Source organism: Lysinibacillus macroides, assembly GCF_001281525.1.
Taxonomy (GTDB): Bacteria; Bacillota; Bacilli; order Bacillales_A; family Planococcaceae; genus Lysinibacillus; species Lysinibacillus macroides.
In genome coordinates this window covers 460,388-486,707 of sequence record NZ_LGCI01000005.1, presented here as the reverse complement: position 1 = coordinate 486,707, position 26,320 = coordinate 460,388, and the positions used below count along the sequence as shown (strand labels likewise).

Annotated in this window: 25 protein-coding genes and 1 pseudogene; 3 read left to right on the top strand and 23 right to left on the bottom strand. The window is 38.8% G+C overall.

The features are described from left to right. Nucleotides 1-10: 10 nt before the first annotated feature. The 8 genes from ADM90_RS05215 to ADM90_RS05180 all read right to left on the bottom strand — a co-directional run bounded on the left by ADM90_RS05215 (nucleotide 11) and on the right by ADM90_RS05180 (nucleotide 9,268). Nucleotides 11-739 (bottom strand): GntR family transcriptional regulator, encoded by a 729-nt coding sequence (locus ADM90_RS05215; protein ID WP_053993980.1) that lies wholly within the window; start codon nucleotides 737-739, stop codon nucleotides 11-13. A gap of 198 nt (nucleotides 740-937) precedes the next feature. After that, nucleotides 938-3,232, bottom strand: coding sequence for an FtsK/SpoIIIE family DNA translocase (locus ADM90_RS05210; protein ID WP_053993979.1), 2,295 nt, complete (start codon nucleotides 3,230-3,232; stop codon nucleotides 938-940). 293 nt (nucleotides 3,233-3,525) lie between these two features. After that, on the bottom strand, nucleotides 3,526-5,196 hold the full coding sequence (locus ADM90_RS05205) for a ribonuclease J (RefSeq protein ID WP_053993978.1): 1,671 nt from the start codon (nucleotides 5,194-5,196) through the stop codon (nucleotides 3,526-3,528). A gap of 402 nt (nucleotides 5,197-5,598) precedes the next feature. Further along, nucleotides 5,599-6,498: a 4-hydroxy-tetrahydrodipicolinate synthase gene (gene dapA, locus ADM90_RS05200; RefSeq protein ID WP_053993977.1), complete on the bottom strand. Its 900-nt coding sequence runs from the start codon at nucleotides 6,496-6,498 to the stop codon at nucleotides 5,599-5,601. 13 nt (nucleotides 6,499-6,511) lie between these two features. Next, nucleotides 6,512-7,549: an aspartate-semialdehyde dehydrogenase gene (locus ADM90_RS05195; protein WP_053993976.1), complete on the bottom strand. Its 1,038-nt coding sequence runs from the start codon at nucleotides 7,547-7,549 to the stop codon at nucleotides 6,512-6,514. Between the two features lie 82 nt (nucleotides 7,550-7,631). Then, the gene (locus ADM90_RS05190; RefSeq protein ID WP_053993975.1) at nucleotides 7,632-8,222 is read right to left on the bottom strand and encodes a dipicolinate synthase subunit B; all 591 of its coding nucleotides are present in this window, start codon (nucleotides 8,220-8,222) and stop codon (nucleotides 7,632-7,634) included. Beyond that, the gene (locus ADM90_RS05185; RefSeq protein ID WP_053993974.1) at nucleotides 8,216-8,995 is read right to left on the bottom strand and encodes an NAD(P)-dependent oxidoreductase; all 780 of its coding nucleotides are present in this window, start codon (nucleotides 8,993-8,995) and stop codon (nucleotides 8,216-8,218) included. Before ADM90_RS05185 ends, ADM90_RS05190 begins: the two co-directional genes overlap by 7 nt. A gap of 9 nt (nucleotides 8,996-9,004) precedes the next feature. Next, nucleotides 9,005-9,268 carry a YlmC/YmxH family sporulation protein gene (locus ADM90_RS05180; protein WP_053993973.1) on the bottom strand — a complete coding sequence of 88 codons (264 nt, stop codon included), beginning with the start codon at nucleotides 9,266-9,268 and terminating at the stop codon, nucleotides 9,005-9,007. Between the two features lie 141 nt (nucleotides 9,269-9,409). Between ADM90_RS05180 and ADM90_RS05175 the strand changes: the two genes are divergently transcribed. Genes ADM90_RS05175 through ADM90_RS05165 form a run of 3 tightly spaced genes read left to right on the top strand, consistent with a single transcriptional unit; the run spans nucleotide 9,410 to nucleotide 11,259 of the window. Beyond that, nucleotides 9,410-9,787 (top strand): GntR family transcriptional regulator, encoded by a 378-nt coding sequence (locus ADM90_RS05175; protein WP_053993972.1) that lies wholly within the window; start codon nucleotides 9,410-9,412, stop codon nucleotides 9,785-9,787. Then, entirely contained in the window at nucleotides 9,788-10,639 is an 852-nt protein-coding gene (locus ADM90_RS05170; RefSeq protein ID WP_053993971.1) for an ABC transporter ATP-binding protein, read from the top strand. Beyond that, complete coding sequence (locus ADM90_RS05165) at nucleotides 10,633-11,259, top strand: ABC-2 transporter permease (RefSeq protein WP_053993970.1); 627 nt, start codon at nucleotides 10,633-10,635, stop codon at nucleotides 11,257-11,259. Before ADM90_RS05170 ends, ADM90_RS05165 begins: the two co-directional genes overlap by 7 nt. A gap of 95 nt (nucleotides 11,260-11,354) precedes the next feature. Here ADM90_RS05165 and ADM90_RS05160 read toward each other — a convergent pair whose 3' ends face one another. The 15 genes and pseudogenes from ADM90_RS05160 to ADM90_RS05090 all read right to left on the bottom strand — a co-directional run. After that, nucleotides 11,355-11,849, bottom strand: a complete 495-nt coding sequence (locus tag ADM90_RS05160; RefSeq protein ID WP_083448461.1) for a pyridoxamine 5'-phosphate oxidase family protein — start codon at nucleotides 11,847-11,849, stop codon at nucleotides 11,355-11,357. A gap of 20 nt (nucleotides 11,850-11,869) precedes the next feature. Then, nucleotides 11,870-13,093 (bottom strand): M16 family metallopeptidase, encoded by a 1,224-nt coding sequence (locus ADM90_RS05155; protein WP_053993969.1) that lies wholly within the window; start codon nucleotides 13,091-13,093, stop codon nucleotides 11,870-11,872. 104 nt (nucleotides 13,094-13,197) lie between these two features. Continuing rightward, the gene (gene pnp, locus ADM90_RS05150) at nucleotides 13,198-15,312 is read right to left on the bottom strand and encodes a polyribonucleotide nucleotidyltransferase (RefSeq protein WP_053993968.1); all 2,115 of its coding nucleotides are present in this window, start codon (nucleotides 15,310-15,312) and stop codon (nucleotides 13,198-13,200) included. A 576-nt stretch (nucleotides 15,313-15,888) separates the two neighbouring features. Beyond that, on the bottom strand, nucleotides 15,889-16,392 hold the full coding sequence (locus ADM90_RS05145; RefSeq protein ID WP_053993967.1) for a DoxX family protein: 504 nt from the start codon (nucleotides 16,390-16,392) through the stop codon (nucleotides 15,889-15,891). A 220-nt stretch (nucleotides 16,393-16,612) separates the two neighbouring features. Next, nucleotides 16,613-16,882: a 30S ribosomal protein S15 gene (gene rpsO, locus ADM90_RS05140; RefSeq protein ID WP_053993966.1), complete on the bottom strand. Its 270-nt coding sequence runs from the start codon at nucleotides 16,880-16,882 to the stop codon at nucleotides 16,613-16,615. Between the two features lie 146 nt (nucleotides 16,883-17,028). Then, nucleotides 17,029-17,976, bottom strand: coding sequence for a riboflavin biosynthesis protein RibF (gene ribF, locus ADM90_RS05135; protein ID WP_053993965.1), 948 nt, complete (start codon nucleotides 17,974-17,976; stop codon nucleotides 17,029-17,031). Between the two features lie 12 nt (nucleotides 17,977-17,988). Then, complete coding sequence (truB, locus tag ADM90_RS05130; RefSeq protein ID WP_053993964.1) at nucleotides 17,989-18,900, bottom strand: tRNA pseudouridine(55) synthase TruB; 912 nt, start codon at nucleotides 18,898-18,900, stop codon at nucleotides 17,989-17,991. A 76-nt stretch (nucleotides 18,901-18,976) separates the two neighbouring features. After that, nucleotides 18,977-19,318 (bottom strand): 30S ribosome-binding factor RbfA, encoded by a 342-nt coding sequence (gene rbfA, locus ADM90_RS05125; RefSeq protein WP_004225003.1) that lies wholly within the window; start codon nucleotides 19,316-19,318, stop codon nucleotides 18,977-18,979. A gap of 77 nt (nucleotides 19,319-19,395) precedes the next feature. Continuing rightward, entirely contained in the window at nucleotides 19,396-19,674 is a 279-nt protein-coding gene (locus ADM90_RS05120) for a DUF503 domain-containing protein (protein ID WP_053993963.1), read from the bottom strand. Next, nucleotides 19,674-21,938 (bottom strand): translation initiation factor IF-2, encoded by a 2,265-nt coding sequence (gene infB / locus ADM90_RS05115; protein WP_053993962.1) that lies wholly within the window; start codon nucleotides 21,936-21,938, stop codon nucleotides 19,674-19,676. The genes ADM90_RS05120 and infB overlap by 1 nt, the downstream gene beginning before the upstream one ends. 14 nt (nucleotides 21,939-21,952) lie before the next feature. Then, nucleotides 21,953-22,261: a YlxQ family RNA-binding protein gene (locus tag ADM90_RS05110; RefSeq protein ID WP_053993961.1), complete on the bottom strand. Its 309-nt coding sequence runs from the start codon at nucleotides 22,259-22,261 to the stop codon at nucleotides 21,953-21,955. Continuing rightward, nucleotides 22,258-22,536, bottom strand: a complete 279-nt coding sequence (rnpM, locus tag ADM90_RS05105; RefSeq protein WP_053993960.1) for an RNase P modulator RnpM — start codon at nucleotides 22,534-22,536, stop codon at nucleotides 22,258-22,260. Before rnpM ends, ADM90_RS05110 begins: the two co-directional genes overlap by 4 nt. A gap of 136 nt (nucleotides 22,537-22,672) precedes the next feature. Beyond that, on the bottom strand, nucleotides 22,673-23,812 hold the full coding sequence (nusA, locus tag ADM90_RS05100) for a transcription termination factor NusA (protein WP_053993959.1): 1,140 nt from the start codon (nucleotides 23,810-23,812) through the stop codon (nucleotides 22,673-22,675). Between the two features lie 24 nt (nucleotides 23,813-23,836). Beyond that, nucleotides 23,837-24,313 (bottom strand): ribosome maturation factor RimP, encoded by a 477-nt coding sequence (rimP, locus tag ADM90_RS05095; protein ID WP_053993958.1) that lies wholly within the window; start codon nucleotides 24,311-24,313, stop codon nucleotides 23,837-23,839. A gap of 575 nt (nucleotides 24,314-24,888) precedes the next feature. Next, nucleotides 24,889-26,292, bottom strand: a pseudogene (locus tag ADM90_RS05090) (PolC-type DNA polymerase III); the annotation flags it as partial. Between the last annotated feature and the right edge of the window lie 28 nt (nucleotides 26,293-26,320).

The following is a 26,320-nucleotide window of genomic DNA, read 5'->3' as shown; positions in this document are numbered from 1 at the left end:
TAGAAATGTTCTACACCCGTTTACGAACTACATGGAAGCTGAATTTATCAGCTCGGAAATAATTTTTTGAATAAAGCACTACTTGATCATGCTCATCGTAATGCAATTGTTTTAATACTAAAAGCGCTGTTTCACGTCCACAGTCTAAAATCGGTGAAGCTTGCTCATGATAGCCAACTGGATCAATATAGGTAATCGCATAGGCAACATGAATTTTCCCAGATTGTTCGAGAGCAGAGAACAGTGAAACTTCTTTTTTGTCAACAAAGTCAGTAGGCAGGAAGCGTGCTGGTAGTCTATCTATACAATAAACGACTGGCTCACCATCCGCTGTTCTGACACGTTCAATTGTGAGTATTTTATCTTCGTCATCACATTGGAAGCGTTTTAAATCTTCCTCAGAAGGAATGTGCTCCGTTGCCTTTAAAAAACGCGAACCCGGCTCCATACCCGCTGCCTCGATCATAGAAGAAATGCTTGATAACTGCTCAATGCCTGATGTAAACAACGGCTTAGGATTAACAAAAGTCCCAACCCCATGTCGGCGCACAATTACATTTTCCTCTTCCAACAGTCGAAGTGCTTCTCTAAGTGTTGCTCGACTGACTCCTAGTGATTTCGATAATTCAAATTCTGAAGGCAGCTTTTCATTTTCCTTGAAAATGCCAGCCTCAATATCAGATTTTAAACGATCAATTACTTGAAGATAGAGATGACGATGATCTGCTTTAATAGTCACATATATCACCACCAAAATCAGAGATCAGACATCTGATGTACAACATTCCTACTAATCGTTCATAAATATAACACTTTTACATCATGAAATAAATAGTTTTGCATAAAATCTGTTATAGAATTCATTCATTTTTAATTTCCATTACAAATAAATGGACAAGGAGTCAGAAGCAGCCTTTTTTAATAGCCTATTTTTTGTTTAGCTTTCATATTGATGGATAAGCACTTGACGAGGCTTACTGCCCTCAGGTGGCCCAACAATTCCACGTTGCTCCATTTGATCAACAATACGTGCAGCCCTTGAGTAGCCGATACGGAAGCGGCGCTGAAGCATAGAAACAGATGCTGTTTGCATATTGACCACTAATTGTACAGCTTCATCATATAATTCATCCGTTTCCTCTAAAATTGTTTCCTCCTCAGTAGGAATCATTTCCTCTTGGTACTGTGCCTTTTGCTGTTCTATAACAAAATTAACAACTGATTCAACTTCTTGATCGGATAAAAAGGCGCCTTGTACCCTTTTTGGCTTGGAAGCACCAGCAGGTAAAAATAACATATCGCCACGACCAAGTAGGCGCTCTGCCCCACCCATATCTAGGATCGTTCTTGAATCAATGGCTGAGGATACAGCAAAGGCAATTCTCGAAGGAATATTCGCTTTAATTACACCTGTTAAAACATCAACGCTTGGTCTTTGCGTGGCAATAATCAAATGAATCCCTGCCGCTCGTGCCATTTGTGCTAATCGTGTAATGGAATCCTCCACATCATTGGACGCAACCATCATGAGGTCTGCTAACTCATCCACAATCACTATAATATATGGTAATTTTGGATGCTTTTCATCTGTTTGGTCATTCATTCTTTGGACATGTGCATTATAGCCTTCAATATTTCGCGTCCCTGTATGAGAAAATAGATCATAACGACGTTCCATTTCAGCAACTGCTTTTTTTAGTGCTTGCGAAGCTTTGCGCGCATCCGTCACAACAGGTGCTAATAAATGAGGTATCCCATTGTAGACATTTAATTCCACCATTTTTGGGTCAATCATCATTAATTTTACTTCATGTGGTTTCGTACGCATTAGTATAGAGACAATAATGCCATTTATACAGACACTTTTCCCACTCCCTGTTGAACCTGCTACAAGTAAATGAGGCATTTTATTAAGCTCTGCTAAAACAGCCTGTCCCGTAATATCACGCCCTAGTGCTACTTGCAATAAAGCTTCCGGCTTTGCACCATCCTTCGATTCTAATACCTCGCGCAATGTCACAATAGCTACCTCACTGTTTGGAACTTCAATGCCAATAGCCGATTTTCCCGGAATGGGTGCCTCCATCCGAATATCTTTTGCAGCAAGCGCTAAAGCAAGGTCATCTTGTAAATTAACGATTTTACTTACTTTTACACCTATGTCAGGTAAAATTTCATATTTTGTAACGGCTGGTCCTAAATGAACCTGTGTCACCTTCGCCTTGACACCAAAGCTTTGCAATGTCTGTTCAAGTTTTTTAGCATTTGCTTGAATCACCGAATATTCACCACTTTGATCATGCTGAGGTGGTAATTGTAATAAATGATAAGACGGCAATTGATAATCTGCATTTTCTACAGCGTCCGTACCTTGGATATGGACATCCTCCACTGCTTCTTCCAGTTCATTTTCCACCATATGTGGAATATCAAACCCATCTCTCTCCTGTGACACGTTTTGCGTAAAGGCAGAAATAATTGGCTCATGAGAAGGTTCTTCCTCTTCATATACTGGATGATCAGTAGTTTGCTCCTCTGCAGCTATTTCATCTGTATGTTCTGCTCTCGAGCGACGATTATTTGGCTTTTTAGGTGTATTTTTCTTCTTTTCATGATGCTTTTTTTTCCATTTCCCAAATAAATCAGGCATTTTTTCTGCTAAATAAGGCACTAATGCTTTTCCTGTAACAAGAATTAAGCCAATAAAGAAAATAACCCACGCTACAACCTTTGCGCCTGTTGCTTCGAAGAGAACATGCAATCCACTGTATAAAAGCGCCCCAAGCATCCCACCACCTAAAGCGTTACTACGGTGTATAATGCCATCTGTACTGATTAAAATTCGCCATGATTCACGTAACACAGAGTCAGATAATAAACCACCTGATTTTGATAATTGCTCAAATAAGATCCCATGACTAAAAATGGTTAAACTCATAATAATCAGCAACATCCCCAGTATTAAACGATCCTTCATCCCTACTTTTTTACGGCCAATCATCAATAATAGTGCAATAAATACGAGCATAAATGGCACAGCAAAATGCAAATTGCCTAAAAAAAACATGGCGATCGTTTGTAACGTACGCCCAATCACACCATATTCAAAAATCATAATGATTGCTAACGCAATGAAGAGTAAACCTAGAATTTCATACATAAGCGGATGCATTTCTTTTTTCTCAGTTGTTGCCTTGCTTTTAGTCGCTTTTTTTTTCTTACTTACTGCCATCTATTTCACCTTCTTCTGCAATCCATTTTATCCCGTATTAACAATCTTTTTTGTACCGAAAGCGTAGCGTCAGACCTCTACTTCAAAGTTGAAGTGAGGGCGGGCAGCCTGTAAAAACCCGATTAGTGAAATGTCCAATCAGAGGGACCATACAGCCTCCCATTGATTGAAGGTTCACTTTATATATGCAGCTAATCATAGCATGTAGAACCTAATAATTTCAAAAAAAGGATTTTCCACCGTAATTGGGAGAAAATCCTTTCTTTTGCAAAGCTTTAATAATTATCTGATTCTTAATACTCCATAATAATTGGGATAATCATCGGACGACGCTTTGTTTTTTGGAATAAATACGTATTTAATGTGTCTCGAATTTCCTGCTTAATATTTGTCCATTCAAATGTATCTTTGCCAACATATTTTTCAATGACATTTTTAGCAATATCAGATGCCTCAATCATTAATTCCTCTGACTCACGTACATAGACAAAGCCTCGTGATAATATTTCTGGACCAGAGGCAATTTTCTTTTGTGCTCGATTTAATGTCACGACGACAATAAAAATCCCATCCTGCGACAATAATTTACGATCACGCAGCACAATATTGCCTACATCACCTACACCAATCCCGTCAATTAAGACATTACCAGCTTGTACACGTCCACTCATACGCATTTTATTATTTTTATATTCTACGATATCCCCTTTATCAGCGATAAATATTTGTGATTTTTGCATACCTAGCTGCTGCGCAAGCTTAGAGTGTGCAATAAGCATACGGTATTCACCTTGCACAGGGATAAAATACTTTGGCTGCATTAAATTGAGCATAAGCTTTAGATCTTCCTGACTGCCATGCCCTGATACATGGACATTTTTGCTGGAAGTCAAAATTTCAGCGCCTGCTTTTGACAGAGCGTTCATCGTATTTGCCATTTGCACCTCCATACCAGGAGAAGGTGTAAATGTAATTAATACTGTATCGCCCTGCTTAATTTTAATATCACGATGATGCTTACGCACAATTTTTTCTAATGCATCCAGTGGCTCTCCTCGATTTCCTGTTGTAATAATAATAATAATTTCATCATCTTGATATTTTTGCATTTCTGAAATTGGAATAATCGTCTCTTCATCCACCGTTAAATAGCCCAACTGAACACCTAAATCTACAGCTTTTTCTAAAGGTTTACCAACAATTACTACTTTACGGAATGACTTTTGAGCTTGAGCAAACACTTGTTGAATACGAATAAAGTTTGATGCATAGACAGCTACTAAAATACGACCTGGTGCTGAGTGGAATGTTTTTGATAATTGTTCTTCAATCACAATCTCCGATGTCGTATAGCCTGGTCGCTCTGCTTCACACGACTCAGATAACAAAATAAAGACGCCTTCTTCCCCTAATTGGGCCATTTTTGCTAAATCAGGCTTAAATTTTCCTGTCGCGGATTGATCAAATTTAAACTCTCCTGTATGAACAATTGCGCCTTCAGATGTATGGAACACTACCCCTAACGAATCGGGAATACTATGTGTTGTATGGAAGAATGTTACATACGTTGAGTTAAAATTCATACGACTACGGTTGGTTACTTCAAAAAACTTTACCTGATAGGGTGCAGGTAATTCTTTTAAATGTTCTTTTGCTAGAGCAATTGTTAATTTCGATCCGTACACAGGAGCCTTTACTTTTTGTAACACATAGGCAATAGAGCCAATAGCATCTTCATGGCCATGTGTTAAGAAAATACCTTTTACACGTTCTTTGTTTTCTTCTAAGTACGTAATATCAGGAATGACGATATCGATACCAAGCATCTCGTCTTCTGGGAACATTAAACCACTATCCACCACAAATAGCTCTTCATCAATTTCTACTACGTACATTGCTTTTCCAATCTCGCCCACGCCCCCAAGAGGGATGATACGGATTAATTCATTTTTCTTTTTTGTCAATTTATTTCCTCCTAAAAATATCCCGAACAGCAACCACTTAACATTTATTATACGGTTTGCACAGCTTTTGCACAAATTAAAAATACATGTTTCACAGTGAAAATAGATTTTCCTGAAATTTTATACTGCTAGTAGCTGGAAAAACACCAACTGAAGGGCTTTTATTTAGTATCATCAAAGCCATTAATTGAAACAAGGGTCAGGGTTGCTATCACGCCCTCTATCAAAGCTCTTCATATATAGTTGTTTATGAACAAAACTTCTACCCTGTAAAAAAATACTAAAAGACATTGAGCTTGAATGACTCCATGCCCTTTGTTGAATCTGAATCTGTTCATTATAAAAAGCTAGTAGAAAATCAGAGATAGGATCTGATTTTTCTACTAGCCTTATTTTGAGCTATTATCTAAAATTTTTCGCTTTTTCTTGATACGTATCCCAAATTCGGTCAAAGTTCGCCTTTTCTTCATCCGTCATTTCCATCATTGGTAGACGAACATTAAGTGTGTCAAAGCCTAATTTAGTCATCGCGTATTTAATAGGCGATGGATTTGGTTGAGCAAACAGCGCACGTACTAGCGGTAATAAAGCCCGATGAATTTTAGCTGCTAGCTCATGGTTCCCTTCTTCAAACGCTTTAATCATTAATTGCATATCATTACCTACTACATGGGCAGCTACCGAAATAACGCCTGCTCCGCCAATTGCCATGAGCGGCAATGTTAAACCATCATCCCCACTATACACTAAGAAATCATCAACAGGATCAACATTTTCAATAATATCGCCCATCTGATCTAAATTGCCACTTGCTTCCTTGATCCAAGCAATGTTAGGAATCTTGCTTAAGGCAACAGAAGTTTCATAGGTCACATTCACACCTGTTCGTCCAGGAACATTATAGAGCATAACTGGTAAATTTGTTTGTTTGGCAATTGTTTCAAAGTGGGCAAAAATACCTCGTTGATTTGGCTTATTATAGTATGGTGCTACTAGCATAATACCATCTGCACCATTTTCCTCTGCCTTATGTGTCATCATAATTGAGTAGGCTGTTTCATTATCTCCTGTACCTGCAATGACAGGTACTCGACCTGCTGCTTTCTCGACAGTAAAGCGTACAACCTCAATTTTTTCCTCAGTCGACATTGTTGGATTTTCAGAAGTTGTACCGCAAGCAACAATACAATCTGTACCATTGTCGATTAAATGATTAATAATACGTTCTAATTCTGGGTAATTAATTGTGCCATCATCTTTAAATGGCGTAATCATGGCTGTTCCAATTCGACCTAAATTCATCCTTACACCCCTCTTATAGTAAGTTATCCTCAAGCATTGCCTCTGCAATTTGAATAGAGTTTAATGCCGCGCCTTTTAATAGATTGTCAGAAACGATCCATAGATGGAATCCTTTTTTATTATCTAAATCTTGACGGATACGTCCTACAAAAGTAGCATCCTCACCTTCTGCATAAATTGGCATTGGGTAAGTTTGCGTTGTAATATCGTCCTGCAATACCACACCTGGTGCATTGCGTAACACGTCAAAAATATCTTCGACTGATACTTCTTTCTCTACTTCAATATAAACAGATTCAGAGTGACCTGAAACAACTGGCACACGAACGCAAGTAGCAGCTACTTTTAGTGCTGGTGCATGCATGATTTTTTTTGTCTCATTAATCATTTTCATTTCTTCGTATGTAAATCCATTATCTGTGAATTTATCAATTTGTGGGATAACATTACGAGCGATTGGGTAATGACGTTGATCGCTAGCAGCTGGTAAAATATTTGCTTCTACATTTTTGCCAGCTTCCCAGTTTTCGCTTTGTGCTTTTAATTCTTGGATAGCCGAAACACCCGCACCTGAAACAGCTTGATATGTTGAAACAATTACTTTTGTTAATCCAAATGCTTGTCGAATTGGTTCTAACGCAGCAACCATTTGAATTGTCGAACAGTTTGGATTGGCGATAATGCCTTTATGCTTTGCAAGGTCGCCACGATTCACTTCAGGTACAACAAGCGGTACCTCTGGATCCATACGGAAATGACTCGTATTATCAATCACAACTGCTCCACGCTTAGCTGCCTCTGGTGCAAGTACAGCCGATACCGAACCACCAGCGGAGAATAAAGCGACATTGACGCCTTCAAAAGCTTCAGGTGTCGCTTCTTCAATTGTATATGTTTGACCATTAAATTCGATTGGTTTGCCTGCTGAACGCGCAGAGGCTAAAAATTTAATTGTTCCTATTGGAAAGTTACGTTTAATTAATTGCTCCATCATTTTTGAGCCTACTGCCCCCGTTGCCCCAACAACCGCAACTGTTAACTGCTTTGTCATCTATCATCTCTCCTTGAATACAAGTTCCATAATGTGTGCTATTGTATCATAAAAATACTGAAAATTGTGTGTAATCTATAATTTATTTAAAATATTGTATCAATAGTGGTTGTAATTGTTTTTTTTGCGTAATTGCTGCATGAACCGTTGCTACCATTTGATCAAAATCAGCAATTAATGAATTTGGTTTTGTTTGGGGAGCATCCTGACCAAATGGGATAAAATAAATATTTTTGGCATTTAATAATTTCATAATATTAATGCCATTTAAACCAAGAGCATCATTTGTGGAAATCCCTAAAACAACAGGTGAACCATTACGCAATGTTGCCTTTGCAGCCATTAATACAGGGCTATCTGTTGCCGCATTAGCAAATTTACTAATGCTATTACCTGTCATTGGTGCAATGACCATTGCATCTAATGGATTGGATGGTCCAAATGGCTCTGCCTCCTTGATAGAAGAAATCACCTTTTCGCCTGTTAATGCCTCTATTTTTGCTATCCACTCCTCTCCTGTGCCAAAGCGCGTAGCAGCATGTAAGACCGAGTGTGTAATAATGGGAATAACGGTTGCTCCTACATCAATAAAATTTTGAATTTTAGGTACGACATCTTCATACGTACAATGAGAGGCTGTAATACCTAGCCCAATTCGTTTCCCCGTTAACAATTTTCTTCCTCCTCTATTGCTTTGCACAATATTTTCGCCGCATCATGTGCAAAGTATTTCCCAGGCAATGATGGCAAGAGTACATAAGTTTGCAATTGCTCAGCATCTATATCTAAACAACCAGGCTCTGAAGCTAAATCATATAAAGTTGCTGGAATATGCTCCCTAAATGACTCTGTAATCCATTTAGCTGGAATGGTATTAATAAAAATGCTCTCATGAATCGACCATTTACGATCATCTAAATTTGTTGCTTTATAGCCATATGCTTTGGCTTCACTTACTTGCACAACAGAGCGTGCCACAATATGCACATCAGCACCCATTTTAACAAGTAAAGAGGCGAGCATTTTGGCGATGCGTCCAAAGCCTGCGATGGTAAACTTTTGTCCGTAAATACATTTTTGCTCGAGTCCGTAAAACGTAGCGATAAATCCCTCTGCTGTTAATCGAGCATTTTGCCAAATAAAAGATTCTTGCTGCAAATAGCAAATAGATTTATTCATTGCTAGTAATTGCTTCCAATGCATCGTTAAACGACCTGTATAAAATTTAACTTGTGAAATGCCATATAACTGTTCTACTTCTATTTTCAATGGAAGAATAGGTAATACAATTTTATTAGGCTGAAATTCTAAAACAAGTTTATTTAACTCCTCATTCCAAACAGATGTTCTTTTATAAAATACTGTTCTCGATGGACTTCTAAGCATGGCTGCTAATTCCTTTAATCTGGAGTCTTCACCAATAACAAGCCACTTTTCGTTTTCCAAAAGCTCACCTCACTGTAAATATTCTGATTGTACGGTCGATGTCTTATTAAATAAAATACGATCTTCACCGATTAAAATAATTTCATGCCAAGGTATCATTTCACTAACCTTCATTTTCTTTTTTTGGAATGGTAATTTATCTTTCACAATTTCAAAACCATGTATTTTACCTGTTTGTACATCCAATAGACATTCTGTATGTGCCAAAATGCCGAAATGGACACCACCCTCAACTTGAATTAACTCCTTATCCACCATTTCAGATAGTAACATGCCTCATCTCCCTCCTTGAGCCGTTATCCCAATATATGCCGAGTTTTTGCAAATCGTGCCCCTACTTAAAGAAGGAATATATTGCATTTCTGTTGGCTACTGTATATATTGTATATATACAGTTATAAGAGGTGAGGATTTGTGCATATCCATTTAAGCAATGCCAGTGATAAACCTATTTATGAGCAAATCACTATCCAGCTCAAAGAAGCCATTCTAGCAAATAAATTACAAGCAGGTGATGCACTGCCATCAATACGTGCGCTAGCAAAGGATTTAAAAATAAGCGTTATGACAACCAAACGAGCTTATGCCGATTTAGAACGAGACGGCTTTATCGAAACAGTCGCTGGAAAAGGTAGCTTTGTCACCGAGCGCAATCAGGATTTTTTACGTGAGGAGTTACTTCGGCAGGTGGAGGAGCATTTGCAGAAGGCTGTAAGAATTGCCAAAACAGCTGGTCTATCAAAAGAGGAATTGCAGGGGTTACTATCATTAATGTTAGAGGAGGACAATTAAATGAATGTCATTGAAATTCATGATTTACATAAGAGCCTTGGAAATTTTTCATTAAAAGATGTAAGCTTTGCAGTGCCTCAAGGAACCGTTATGGGCTTTGTCGGCGAAAATGGCGCTGGGAAATCAACAACGATTAAATGCATGCTGAATTTACTAAAAAAACAATATGGCGAAATCTTGCTTTTTGGCAAAGATATTGTCGAACATGAATTATCGATAAAAAACGACATCGGTGTCGTTTTTGACGATTTATATGTACCCGAAACGCTCAATGCGACACAGCTCGACAAAATTATGAAAAAGTTCTTTAAAACATGGGATTCCAGCTATTATTTTGAACGATTAGTTCAATTTAACGTACCAAAGAGGAAGAAGGTGAAGGAGCTATCGAGAGGGATGAGGATGAAGCTATCGATTGCCTTGGCACTGTCCCATCATCCAAAGCTTTTAATTTTAGATGAACCAACAAGTGGACTCGACCCAATTATTCGCGATGAAATTTTAGATTTATTTTTAGAATTTATGCAGGATGAAACCCACAGCATTTTATTTTCTTCCCATATTACAAGCGATTTAGAAAAAATTGCAGATTATATTACGCTTATTCATAATGGTGAAATTTTATTGAGCGAAAGCAAGGATGTTCTTTTATACGAATACGGTATTTTCAAAGGCTCAAATGAGGAAGTAAACGACTTGCCAGAGCACGCTATTATACGAACGCGCAATGGCACATTTGGTATGGAAGCTTTAGTGCTGAAAAATGAAGTGAATCAGGCATTTAAGCTTGAAAAACCATCCATTGAGGATATTTTATTATTTTATGTGAAAGGTCGTGTTGAAAGATGGTAGGTCTTATTTTAAAAGATTTAATCACGATTCAGCGCCAATTCAAAACACAGGCCTTTATTGTGCTATTTCTTCTTATAATGGCGATTGTTACGCAACAAAGCGCCATCCTATTAACGCTTGTTGTTTTTATTGTGACAATGCAAGCGATGATTGCTCTTACCTATGATGAACAAAGCAAATGGGATCGCTTTGCCAATACACTTCCTCTTACAAAAGGCGATATTGTGCTTAGTAAATATATTCTTAGCTTTTTATTGCTGATGATCGGTCTGATTATTGCCTTACCTCTCGTTTTGCTTATTCATTTTTTCACACAGCAAGAAATAATCACAGACCTATTCCTAAACTTTTCGCTAATTGCAGCATTCGCCCTTTGTCTATTAGCTGTATTATTACCAATTTATATTCACTTTGGCTCCATAAAAGGTCGCTTTGTCCTGATGGCTTTTTGTTTTATGCCTGGTGCTCTAGTAAGCTTGTTTAAAGAGTATTTACCAAATATAACGATAACACTAGCAAATTTAAAGCAGTTTGTTTACATAACACCCTTTGCTGGTTTATTCATACTTTGGCTATCCTCTTTACTTGCAACAGCTATCTACCAGCGAAAAGAATTTTAGAGGGTGATCCCAGATAGGCTTTATTATTTTTCGAAAATGCTATTATTATATGGAAAGAGAAATTGTATAAAAATAGGCTGCCTTCACTAGGCAACCTATTTTTTATCAATCACAATATGGGTTAATGTATCCGTGATAGGGTCAATCGTAAAGGCTTTACCAAACCCAATAATATAGCGACCTTCGAGTGGTGTTAGTTCGAATAGAGAAAAATCGAGAGAGCGCAATATCACCATCAAATTTGCATGAAATTGTTGATCAAAGGCTGCGAATATTTCCTCATAGCCTGTATTTCCTAAGTATTGAGGTTGACATTGCCAGCGTGCTCTTTCTATGGCAAATGGATTCGCTGTTGCTGCCTCATCTGCGACACATAGTACATCCACTACCGTTGACTGCTCCATTAATGGATAATGCTCGGCAATACGGCTCATATACACGTAAAATTTGCCATTTAGATATACAAATGGTGTCGTGCTACTAAAAGGCTTTCCTTCTCCATCAACAAAGCTTAATACACATGTTTTTTTATGTTGGAGAAATGCTTTATAGCTTTGTGTGATTTGTTGCATATCAAGCGGCTTTGACATACGACTTCTCCTTTAACGTTTTATTCACTCGGTCCAATAATTGAAATCGCTGGTTCGGCTTTTAAAATTTTCGCAATTAAGCGATCTACTGACTCCATGGAGATCGCATCAATGGACGCTAGTACCTCATCCACTGTACGATGCTTGCGATGCACAAGCTCACTTGTCCCATTGCGATTCATGCGTGCACCTGTGCCCTCTAAGCCAAGCACAAAGCTTCCTTTTAGCTGCTCCTTCGCATTGTCCAGCTCTTCCTCTGTTACACCAGCAGCAACAATATCCAATAAAGTAGCATCAATGGTATGCTGAAGCTGTCCTAGTTGCTGACGACTTGTGCTACCATAAATCGTAAAAGCACCAACGTCTGCATAGCAGGATTGGTAAGAGAAAATAGAATAAGCTAGCCCTCGTTCCTCACGTACTTCTTGAAACAATCGGGAGCTCATATTGCCACCGATAATACTATTTAGTGCAATAAAGCTATACATATCAGGGTCCTTTACACCAATTGCTGGATAGGAAATGGCTAGATGTGCTTGCTCTGTATCGCGTATTTTCATAATTTCCCCTGCATGAAACGCTGGATAGGTTAGGACAGGTTCAACAGCAAGCGGTGAGGGCTGGTATTGCCCAAAGAGCTGTTCAATCATTGCAAGAAGCTGTGCTGAGATATTGCCTGCAACAGAAATAACAACAGACTCAGGGCCATAATGCTTTGCCATATATTGTCGTATTGTTGCTGCTGTAAATGTTTTTAATGTAGCAGCCGTGCCTAATATTGGGCAGCCAAGGGCATCATTGGGATACATTACACTCCATAGCTTTTCATGGACATCATCATCAGGCGCATCTTCACTCATTAATATTTCCTCTAATACAACTTGTCGTTCTTTTTCCAATTCTTCTTCGGCAAATGTAGAGTTAAAAAACATATCGGCTAATATAGTAACAGCAAGCTCTGTATGATGGTCTAAAACCTTGGCATAATAGCATGTATTTTCTTTGGATGTAAAAGCATTCAGCTCTCCACCAATTCGATCAAATTCCTCAGCAATTTGACGTGCTGAGCGAGTCGTTGTTCCTTTAAACAGCATATGCTCAATAAAATGTGTAATACCATTTTCTTCAGGCAACTCATAGCGAGAGCCTGCATTGACAAAAATACCTAAAGCTACAGATCTTACATAATCAATTTGCTCGGATACGATACGCACACCATTCTGGCATGTATGTACTTGAACCAAAAAATCTCCCCCACTTCTCTCTTTCTCTCTTACTAGTAATCGTTCTAGCATTTTTTACGGCTATTTAAAAAGACTGCGCATGGTACGCAGCCTTTGAATAATCATTATTTATCTTGTGTAGCGCGTTCTTTTTCCTCTTGTATCACTACTTTACGAGATAAGTTCACACGACCTTGCTTATCGATTTCAATCACTTTCACAAGTAGTTCATCACCGAGTTTTAAAACATCCTCTACTTGCTTCGTACGTTCCTCTTGAATTTCGGAAATGTGTAACAAGCCATCTTTACCCGGGAAGATTTCACAAAACGCACCGAATTTTTCAATACGCTTTACTGTTGCTAGGTAATATTCGCCTGCTTTTGCTTCACGTACGATATCTTCAATAATTTGTTTTGCGCGTGCATTCATTGCTTCATCAGCAGAAGAGATATAGATTGTGCCATCTTGCTCTGTATCAATCTTAACGCCTGTTTCTTCAATAATTTTATTAATTTGTTTACCACCAGGACCAATAACATCGCGAATTTTATCCGGATTAATTTTTACAATGACAATTTTTGGTGCAAATTCAGATAATTTTTGACGTGGTTCTGATAGTGTTGCAAGCATAGATTCTAAAATATGCATACGTCCTACTTTAGCTTGTGTTAGTGCCTCTTCTAAAATATTGCGAGATAAACCATCGATTTTAATATCCATTTGTAAAGCTGTTACACCTTTAGCCGTACCGGCAACCTTAAAGTCCATATCACCTAGATGGTCTTCCATGCCTTGAATATCCGTTAAAATGGAATAATGCTCGCCTTTTTTGATAAGACCCATTGCAATACCTGCTACTGGTGCTTTTAATGGCACACCTGCATCCATCATCGCTAATGTCGATGCACAAATAGAAGCCTGAGATGTTGAACCATTTGATTCAAGCACCTCTGATACACAGCGGATTGTATATGGGAACACGGATTCATCTGGAATAACCGCTTCAAGTGCACGCTCCCCTAAAGCACCATGACCAATTTCACGACGACCTGGCCCACGGATTGGTCCCGTTTCCCCTACAGAAAATTGCGGGAAGTTATAATGGTGCATAAAGCGTTTTGACTCTTCCACACCTAAACCGTCAATAATTTGTACATCACCAAGCGCACCTAATGTACAAATAGAAAGTGCCTGTGTTTGTCCACGTGTAAATAGACCTGAACCATGTGTACGTTGTAATAAGCCTGTTTCAGAAGAAAGTGGTCGGATTTCGTCGAGCTTACGACCATCTGGACGAATCTTATCTTCCGTGATTTGACGGCGTACTTCTTCTTTTACCATCTTATCAAGAATTGTATACACTTGTTTCATTGTTTCGTCATCTGCTTCTTGCTCTTCATAGGAAGCGATAACTCGATCTTTAACAGCTTGGATTGCCTCATCACGTGCGTGTTTCTCTACAGTTTGAATTGCATCATGCATATCAGTCTCACAAGTTGCTTTTATATCGGCTTGAATGGTTTCATCAATTTCAAATAGTGTCACTGGTAACTTTTCTTTACCAACCTCTGCCACAATCTGCTCTTGGAAGGCAATGATTTTTTTGATTTCTTCATGGCCAAACATAATTGCTTCTAACATTGTTTCTTCTGGTACTTCAAGTGCACCAGCCTCAACCATATTAATCGCATCTTTGTTCCCTGCTACAGATAAATGGACAGTCGATTGATTTGATTGCTCCACCGTTGGGTTTACAATAAATTCTCCATCAATATAACCAACTTGTACACCTGCTATTGGCCCATCAAATGGAATATCAGAGATCGCTAATGCTAATGATGAACCAACCATTGCTGCCATTTCAGAAGTACAATCAGGGTCATTTGACATAACCATTGAAATCACTTGTACTTCGTTACGGAAACCGTCTGGGAACATTGGGCGAATTGGACGGTCGATTAAACGGCTTGCTAATATCGCTTTTTCAGATGGGCGCCCTTCACGCTTAATAAAGCCGCCAGGAATTTTACCTGCAGCATATAGACGCTCTTCATAGTTAACTGTTAATGGGAAGAAATCAAGTGGTTTTGGTGATTTTGACATTGTTGCTGTAGCAAGTACAGAAGTATCGCCATAGCGTACTAATACGGCTCCGTTTGCTTGTTTTGCTAACTGTCCAACTTCAATCACAAGTGGACGGCCAGCCCATTCATAGGAATAGACTTTCTTTTCGTTCATTTAATGAACCCCTCTCTATTTATAAAACACTTACTTCGTCTGTATGTACTAATAGTAAGTGTACCAAAAATGCTTGTTCTATGCTAAAAAATATTTCATAAAATCATCATACATGTAAATTCAGTTATTGCCAATTTATTTAAGATTTATTTCGATATTTTATTGAAAAAGCATTTTATCCTTATATACTGTAGTTTTTTCTTTCATAGCGTTCTTCTCGATTAGTTATAACTACTCCCCAGCACAATGTTTTTCAAGGGCAGATTTATCCAATAGATTTATTATAACATGTATAGTATCCTAATCGACTAATGATGAGCGGAAAGATGTCGCAAGGTCAATTTCCATTACAATGCTGTGACTCCAATTAACTATTATATCCTCTCGCCAGTGCGCTTATATGTTCTCACAATAGGGACGATCAACAAATTCCTTATACTATATAAAATTGTTAGCTATTTATTGGAGAAAATCCGCTCTCTATGAAACAAAAGGTTTTATGAACTGCCCCGTTTTATTAAGAGATTGTGACTAGGAGATCAGTCTGTACTATGTATTTTTAGATATAGTTTTCGTTTAATTATCACTTGTATTCGTTATTTTTAATTCTTCTCTAAACAATGGTATCACAAAGCGATCTAGTCCAAATTTACCCGCATTATAACCTGCTGCAGCAATAAAGATGGATAATAAAATATCCCAAGGATTACTGGATACCGTACCTGCTAGTAAAAAAGCAAAGTTCATTACCATGCCGAAAAATGCTGCATATGTTGTTAAACAGCCAAGAATTAGTCCAAGCCCTACTAACACTTCTCCCCAAGGAATCAGGATATTAATAAGCGGCGCATTTGGTAAAGCAAATGCTTCCATAAATTTCACATATAATGGGTACATTATTTCTCCATCACTACCACTTGTCACTGGATTTGCTACTGCATTAGCTAAAAAGCCAGTGGCATCAAAATCATTTACTACTTTTCCCCAGCCTGCTGTCAGCCAATGCCATCCTAAGTAAATGCGAATAACGGTTAGTATGCCAGCAACAATCGAATTTTCCCGTAATAGTTTATTAAACACTCAACTCACCCTTCTTTAGTAAACAATAGTATTAAAATCATCTTTCATTTGTTCACAGTCTACACAATGTTTGAATGAACGATAGGAATAGGAGATGCTTAGAATCTACTAATTTTGCATTTCATATAAAAAGTTATGACTTTTCTAATGAACAAAATTATATGATAAAAAAAGACTGTAGACAATCTTAATATGTCTACAGTCTAAAACTTGCTATTAATTAGCGACGTAAGCCTAAACGGTTGATTAGTTCACGGTAACGTTGTACGTCAGTTTCACGAAGATATTTTAATAAGTGACGACGACGACCTACCATTTTAAGAAGACCACGCTCAGAGTGGAAATCTTTTTTGTGTGTACGTAAGTGTGTGTTTAGCGCGTTAATTTCTGCTGTTAATACTGCAACTTGTACTTCTGGTGAACCAGTGTCACTTTCGTGAGTACGGTACTCAGCGATAATTTCGTTTTTACGTTCTTTTGAAATAGCCATTTATATGGACCTCCTAAATAATAATGTATCCCCATTAGCACAGTAAACGTTGGAGTCATCGATCTACCGAGCTAAGGTTAAGCAGTTATGCACTTATGAATGTTACCATAAAATAATTAGTCAAGCAAGTAAAAACATTGCCCTGACTAAAGATCATTAAAGTAGCGAATCGTTTCTTGTTTATCCTTTTCAATTTGGGTCTTTAGTGCCTCAATACCTTCAAATTTTCGTTCACTTCGAATACGTTTATACCAAGTGACATGCACTTCTTCCCCATAGATATTTTTATTGAAGTTTAAAATATGAACTTCAATAGATAGCTGTTTATCATTGGGATCTTTAAAAGTCGGTTTATAGCCTACATTACAAACAGCATCATACCAGTTATTTTGAACAAGTAAACGCACCGCATAGACACCGCTTGCTGGAATATACGTTCCCTCTAATGCTTGAACATTTGCGGTAGGGAAACCTATTGTACGACCACGTTTATCACCATGAATAACAATACCACTAATCTCAAATGGTCTGCCCAATAAGGCTTTTGCAGCTTCCATCTCACCATCCTGTAAGAGCTTACGAATACGGGTAGAGCTAATTTTCTCAACGTTATCATTTTGTTTCTCGACAACTGTCACACCATAATCGCCATTACTTAATGCACGCATCTCGTCCATTGTACCCTTACCAAATGCACCAAATGAAAAATCAAACCCAGCTGTCACATGTTGAATATTTAACGCACGAATAAATGTATCAATAAATGCGGCTGGTGAAAGCTTAGCAAAATCAGATGTAAAATGAACAACAAATACAGCATCCACCCCGAGCTCCTTGAAAAGCTGTAATTTCTGCTGTAAAAGTGTAATATAAAAAACTTTTTCATTGCGTCCACCAAGGACTAGTGAAGGATGTGGATCGAATGTCATCACTGCAGTTTGAATGTCTCGCTTGTCTCCCTCTTCCTTCGCTGCCTTAATTACTGCTTGATGGCCTCTATGTACACCATCGAAAAAGCCTAGCGCTAATGAATACGGCTGCATGCTTTTTCGTTGCTGCAATTGATGTGGGTATTTTAAATGAATGACCTCCATTGAAAAATCCTCCTACTCTATCATCGGAAACATTTTATGTGGTTTCATCAGCCCTTCCTTTGTTGGGTGAGCTTGATAAACTGCCACTGCCTTGCCATTGATTCCAAACACAATTTTATCATGTCTCTTTAATAATGCATCTGCTGACAGCACTTGTCCATTGAAAATTTCTTTTTCAAGGGCAGTAGTTATCTCTATATATGGATAGTCTGTTAATGCATACTCGACAGGTAAGATACAGGTAGCTATCTGCTCATCCTCCATCAGCTCCGCAACCTGTGCTAATGTAAAGCAATTATCCCGTGTAAAGGTACCCGAGGCAGTGCGTACGAGCTCTTTCATATGTGCTGGATAACCGAGAGCCTCACCTATTTGTACAGCTAATGTACGAATATACGTCCCTTTACTACAGGCGATGCGGACAGGAAATGTAATCTCTTGTCCTTCGTACCATTCTAAATCATCTAAAAGCTCTAAAGCATAAATAGTGACTTGACGAGTGGGTCTTTCAATAGTTTCCCCTTTGCGGGCGTATTCATAAAGACGTTTACCATTGACTTTTACTGCTGAAAACATAGGAGGGGTTTGTTCGACAACCCCTGTTAATGAAGCTAAAACCTCTAACAACTGCTCACGAGAAAACTTTTTTATTGTAGGATCTTGCTCAACGGTTTCGCCTTCTGCATCCTCCGTTGTTGTGGTACGACCAATTGAAATGATCGCCTCGTAGGTCTTACCTGCATCTGTTAAATATTCTGCTATACGGGTGGCTTGTCCAATACAAATTGGTAAAACACCCTCAACACCTGGATCTAGTGTACCTGTATGTCCAACCTTTTTCGTTTGCAAAATTTTTCGTAGCTTAAAGACACAATCATGGCTTGTCATGCCCCGTTCTTTCCAAAGCGGTAAAATACCGTTCATATGTTCCTCCCACTTACTTGCTCTACAAGAAAAAGCCTGCCTGCATGACGATGCATGTGGCAGACTTTTTATCAGCTTATTCTTTGTGTAAATCCCTTAACAATGAGTCAATACGGTTACCATATTCAATCGATGAATCAAATTCAAAGATTAGTTCTGGTGTACGTCGTAAACGAATGCGTGAACCGATTTCTGAGCGAATAAAGCCAGAAGCTTTCACTAAAGCTTTTAGCGTTTCCTCTCGTTCACGTTCATTGCCTAAAGATGTAATATAAATTGTCGCTTGCTGTAAATCACCTGTTACCTCAACACCTGTAACAGTCACAAAGCCAACACGCGGGTCTTTGATTTTACGGCCAAGAATATCACCAAGCTCCTTTTTCATTTGCTCAGCAACACGATTTGAACGTAGAGACATAATTTGTCACCTCTATTTCGATGTACAGATAGTTGTATACTCATTTCTCAATCGCTACCACAACTATCTACTATTACTTATAAATAGTCTCGCCACACATTTAGCTGTTCCCAAGACGGATTAGACTCTAAATAATGAAGCGCATGATTAATTTCTCGTTCAGCTGCTTCCTTTGATGAGGAAACAGCTACGAGGGCTAATTTGGTACGCTGCCATACATTTTGATGGTCAATTTCCGCAATGGATATATTAAATTTTTGCTTTGTGCGCGTAATCATACGCTGTAAGACAGCTCGTTTTTCCTTTAACGAATGGGCAGTTTGAATGATGAATTCAACCTCTGCGTAAACAATCATTAGACGCGTTTAACTTCTTCCATAATATAGGCTTCAATAATGTCGCCCTCTTTAATATCATTGAAGTTTGTAATGGTAATACCACATTCGTATCCTTTTGCTACTTCTTTTACTTCGTCTTTAAAGCGCTTCAGTGTATCTAATTCGCCTTCAAAAATAACAACATTATCACGGATGACACGTACACCAGAATCACGTGTTACTTTTCCTTCTGTCACATATGAACCCGCAATCGTCCCAACTTTTGATACTTTAATGGTTTGGCGAACTTCCGCTTGACCAATGATTTTTTCTTCAAATTCAGGATCAAGCATACCTTTCATCGCTTGTTCAATTTCTTCGATTACTTTATAAATAATGCGGTGTAAACGAATATCTACGCCTTCTTCTTCTGCTGCACGTTTGGCGTTTATATCTGGACGTACATTGAAGCCAATAACAATCGCATTAGAAGCAGCAGCAAGTGAAATATCAGATTCTGTAATTGCTCCAGCACCTGTGTGAATAATTTTCACATTAACGCCTTCCACATCGATTTTCATTAATGAAGCAGCCATTGCTTCTACAGTACCTTGAACGTCTGCTTTCACAATTAAGTTAAGCTCTTTCATTTCACCTTGGCTCATTTGTTCGAATAAATTGTCCAGCGTTACACGTTGTTTCTCTGAACGTTGAGCTTGAATGACTGACATTGCACGCGTTTCTCCAACTTGACGTGCTGTTTTTTCATCTTCAAAGACAACAAAACGGTCACCTGCTTGTGGTACATCATTTAAGCCTGTAATTTCCACTGGTGTTGATGGTCCAGCTTCTTTCACACGGCGTCCTTTATCATTGACCATTGCACGCACACGACCATGCGCATGACCGACAACGATTGGATCACCTACTTTTAACGTACCATCCTGCACTAATAAGGTAGCTACTGAGCCACGACCTTTATCAAGTTGAGCCTCAATGACTGTACCGATTGCTAAACGATCTGGATTCGCTTTAAGCTCGCCAACTTCCGCAACAAGTAGAATCATTTCTAAGAGTGTATCAATGCCTTCACCTTTTAAAGCAGAAATTGGTACAAAAATTGTGTCGCCGCCCCAAGCCTCAGGAACTAAGCCATGTTCTGTTAATTCTTGCATTACACGGTCTGGATTTGCTGATGGTTTATCCATTTTATTCACAGCCACAATAATTGGTACTTCCGCCGCTTTGGCATGATTAATAGCCTCTACCGTTTGCGGCATAACCCCATCATCAGCAGCTACTACTAAAATTGTTAAATCGGTTACTTTTGCACCACGTGCGCGCATCGTTGTGAACGCGGCGTGTCCTGGTGTATCAAGGAATGTGATTTTTTTATCACCTTCTGTTACTTGGTAAGCACCAATATGCTGTGTAATACCTCCAGCTTCGCCTGCTGTTACTTTTGTATGACGAATAGAGTCTAATAATGTTGTTTTACCATGGTCAACGTGCCCCATAATTGTTACAACTGGCGGACGTTCTGATAAATCTGCCTCGTTTACTTCTTCCGTTTGCTCGAAGTGTGTTTCTAAATCCGTAATATCCACACGAATTTCTTCTTCCACCTCTACGCCATAGTCTGCGCAAATTAATTCAATTGCATCCTTATCTAATTCTTGATTAATGGTTGCCATTACACCAAGCATAAATAATTTTTTAATGATTTCAGATGGCTCACGGTGTAATTTTTTTGCTAATTCTGCAACTGATAATGATTCTACAAATGTAATTTTTTCTGGAAGTTCCTTTTGTTTTACTGGTATAGATGGTTGATGCGTTTTTGGATGGCGACGTTTGCCTCCGTGAATTCCTGGTTTTGGACGTTGGTTATAACCACCGCCGCCTCTACGATTATTATTATTGTTATTTTGTGTCATATTTCTATTTTGATTACCTTTTGTATTCTTAGATTTTTCGTTAGACGAATTTGAATGTTGCTGATTGTTTGCTTTTGGCTTAGACGTAGCAGATTGCTGTCTTTGTCCTTCTTGTTTTTTTGCCGAATGTTGCGTTTTTGCCTGACCATTTGTTTGAGATCTTTGTGAGATATTTTGCGTTTGTTGTTTTCCTATATTTTTCACAGGTGTTGCTTTAAATGATTTGTCTAACTTTGCCACAGCATCCTTTTCTAACATGGACATATGGTTTGTTACACTCACATTTAGTTTAGTTAGTGCTTCAATAACCTCTTTACTCGTTTTATTCACTTGTTTCGCATATTCATGAACTCTGATTTTGGTCATCTGCTCACCCCCGATTAGTTTTCGTTGAGTAGACTAGACAATTTACTTGCAAAACCTTTATCGGTAATCGCTAAAGCCACTCGGGCCTCCTTACCTGTAGCATGTCCTAGATCATATCGATCGCCAATTACATGATACTCAACGTTGTAGTACGTGCACTTATCTTGAATTTTCTTACTAGAGTTTTTAGAAGCATCATTTGCAAGCAGCACTAGCTTTGCATTGCCATTGCGGACTTCCTTGACAACTAACTCTTCTCCTGAAATCACTTTACGGGCTCTTGCCGCAATCCCAAGCAAATTAAATATTGCTTGATTCTTCATAAAATTGACTCCCTACGAATCAGCAAAATAAGTTCCTCATAGATTTCTTCAGGAATTTTCACATCAAGCTGATGGCCTAATACATTTTTTTTACGCGCAATGTTAACGGCTTCCTCTGATTTAGAGACATACGCACCACGCCCAGGCTTTTTTCCTGAGACATCTACACTTACTTCGCCCTCTTTTGAGCGCACAACACGTATCATCTCTTTCTTTGGTAGCATTTCTCCAGTTGCTACACATTTCCGTAGCGGTACTTTTCTATTTACAACCATAAGAATCACCATTCCTCTCTGAAGCTTGTCGTAAGAGGTGGACAAGTCGTGCTCTACTTGACGCTCTGACAGTATTCAGTCGGCGTAGGGGGCCCACTGAATACTGCCAGTTAACTTGTCACACGGGCTTTCTTACTTATTCTTCGTCATCTCGATATAAGTCAACTGCTACTTCATCAAAATCACTACCTTCATCCTCAGCAGGTATGAACGTGCTTGTAGCAGAAGGATAAATACCTAATTCACGAGCATCTGTTTCACTCTTAATATCAATTTTCCAGCCAGTCAGCTTCGCAGCTAGACGTGCATTTTGCCCACGTTTACCAATTGCTAACGATAATTGATAGTCTGGTACAACAACTGTTGTCGATTTTTCTTCCTCATCTACTTGCACATCCAGAACTTTTGATGGACTTAGTGCATTTGCTACAAATACAACTGGGTCCTCAGACCATTCTACAATATCAATTTTTTCACCATTTAGTTCATTGACAATTGTTTGTACACGGGCACCCTTTGCACCAACACATGAGCCAACTGGATCAACTTCCTCATTATGTGCATAGACAGAAATTTTAGAGCGATCACCTGCTTCACGAGCAATTGATTTAATCTCGACAATTCCCTCATAAATTTCAGGTACTTCCATTTCAAATAAGCGGCGTAATAAACCTGGATGTGTACGAGAGACAATCACTTGTGGTCCACGTGTCGTACGCTCAACTTTTGTAATGTATACTTTAATACGATCATGCGGCTGATAGGATTCACCTTGAATTTGTTCATTGATGGGCAAGGCTGCCTCTACTTTACCTAAACCAACATAGATATTGCGAGCATCTAAACGTTCCACAACACCTGTTACGATATCATCTTCACGATCTACATATTGTTCATAGATTAAGCCTCGCTCCGCCTCACGTACACGCTGTGTTACCACTTGTTTCGCTGTTTGTGCTGCAATACGTCCAAAGTTACGCGGTGTTACCTCTTGCTCCACGATATCTTCTAGTTGATAAGCAGGATTGATGACTTTTGCATCTTCTAAAGAAATTTGCAAACGCTCATCCTCTACCTCTTCCACAACATCCTTGCGTGAAAATACGCGAATAGAGCCTTTATCTAAGTTTAAGTCAACTCGAACATTTTGTGCTTGGTTAAAGTTGCGTTTGTAAGCTGTAACTAATGCTGCTTCAATAGCTTCAATTAACACATCTCTCGAAATTCCCTTTTGCTCTTCTAGCGCATTTAGCGCATCTAACAAATCACTGCTCATTTTATTTTCACTCCTAAATATGCATTATACTGAAAAATCAATGGCTAATCGTGCCAATGCGACTTTTTCTTGTTCAATTGTTACGGTTATTTTACGTGTTTTAATGCGCACTTCCATCACCAATGTATGCTCATCATATGATGTTAAGTAGCCTAGGAATTCCTTCATGTCCTTAAGGGGCTCATAGGTTTTTACATAAATAAATTTGCCAATTGCTTTTTCAAAATCAGCATCTTTTTTTAGTGGACGCTCTGCTCCAGGTGAGGAAACTTCTAAATAATAGTTTTGTGTAATGGGGTCTTTTTCATCCAATAGTAAACTGAGTCGCTCACTTACTTGAGCACATTGGTCAATATCAATGCCACCTTCAAGCGTATCAACATAGACACGTAAGAACCAGTTACGTCCTTCTTTTATGAACTCAATATCCACTAGTTCAAGGTTTAACTCATCCACAATTGGTTTAGCGAGCTCTTCAATTAAAGCTGGTACTTTGCTCATTATTTCCTCCTGTATCTATCAAATTCTAATGAACCATAATCAATTACGCCCCAGCGTAATTGTGTCTGGATTTTTTCGAGCTCGCTTGAAAAAGCTCCTCTCCAAAACCCATAACAATGTTTTCTGTACCGAAAGCGCTAGCGTCAGGTACATCCGCCGGGGCTTTTATCTTGATTCAGTGGGCGTTTGGACATCCACTGAACAGAGGTAAAAATAGGCATTCATCCCCTTCCTAATAGAGGAAGAGGTCTTCTGTATGTGCTGCTGACGCTTCGCTTTCGCGCAAAAAAATTTGGGCTTCGCTTTCGATACAAAAAGAATTTGCTGAATCAAAATAAAACAGAAATTCCACCAGTTGCTTTGGTGAAATTCTACGGTCTTGCCTGCTGTTAGTCAAAATTTGCTTTGCTATGGTATAACAACAGAAAAGAGCGGGAATGTCCCACTCTTTTGCTGGAAAAATATCAACAAATTATTACCATTAGGATAGCACAATTCATTACACAATGCAAATTCCTTCATTGCAAGGCAATAACTTTTTAGAAGCAATGAACACTAGCAGGCCTATTATGCCTTTAGAACAGGGATAGCTGATTGGCATCAGGCATACCTTCTAAACAGCCAAGTTGATCCATATATTCAATCAATGTTTTTGAGACACGACCACGTTGCTGTAAATCTTCCTTCGATAAAAATTCCCCGTCTGCACGAGCAGCTACAATCATTTTCGCTACGTTTGTACCGAGTCCTGGGATGGCATCAAAGGGCGGAATTAAAGAATTGCCATCAATGACAAACTCACTTGCTTGCGAGCGATATAAATCAACTTTTTGGAAGCTCATCCCACGTTCACACATTTCTAATGCAAGCTCCAGCACAGTTAATAAGTTCTTCTCTTTGGTAGAAGCATCTAAGCCCTTCATATTGATTTCATCAATACGCGCACGAAGCATCTGTGAGCCTTGAACCATTGCAATTAAATCAAAATCATCTGCACGAACTGTAAAATAAGCTGCGTAATAAAGAATTGGAAAATGTACCTTAAACCAAGCAATCCGTACCGCCATTAATACATAGGCAGCTGCGTGAGCCTTAGGGAACATATATTTTATCTTTTTACAGGATTCGATATACCAACCTGGGACATTTTTAGCGAGCATCTCCGTTTCAAATTCCTCAGTTAAACCTTTCCCTTTTCGTACAGATTCCATTATTTTAAATGCTAGTGACGGTTCTAGCCCCTGGTATATTAGATATACCATAATATCATCACGACAGCCAATTACTTCTTTCAGCACACATGTACCGCTTTGAATTAATTCCTGTGCGTTGCCTAGCCATACGTCTGTTCCATGTGAAAGTCCAGAAATTTGGACAAGCTCTGAGAATGTGGAAGGCTTTGTATCTTCGAGCATTTGACGTACGAAACGTGTACCAAATTCCGGGATACCCAATGTTCCTGTCTTACAGCCAATTTGCTTTTCTGTGACTCCTAACGTTTCTGGAGAACTAAAAATTTTCATTACGACAGGATCATCGGTTGGGATTGTTTTTGGATCTATTCCAGATAAATCCTGCAACATCCTGATAACCGTCGGATCATCGTGTCCAAGTATATCAAGCTTTAAAATATTGTCATGAATAGAGTGGAAGTCAAAATGGGTTGTCCGCCATTCTGCATCCTGCGCATCCGCTGGGTATTGTACTGGGGAGAAATCATAAATATCCATGTAATCAGGTACTACAATAATCCCCCCTGGATGTTGCCCCGTTGTTCGCTTTACACCTGTACAGCCTTGTACTAAGCGATCGACTTCCGCACCTCGGAAATGTAAATTATGATCGCTTGCATAGCCCTTTACATAACCATATGCTGTTTTCTCTGCAACTGTACCAATTGTTCCAGCTCGATACACATAGTCCTCGCCAAAAAGCACCTTTGTATAGTTATGTGCCTGTGGTTGATATTCACCAGAAAAATATGACGATAGGTAAGCCTTTGAAGTT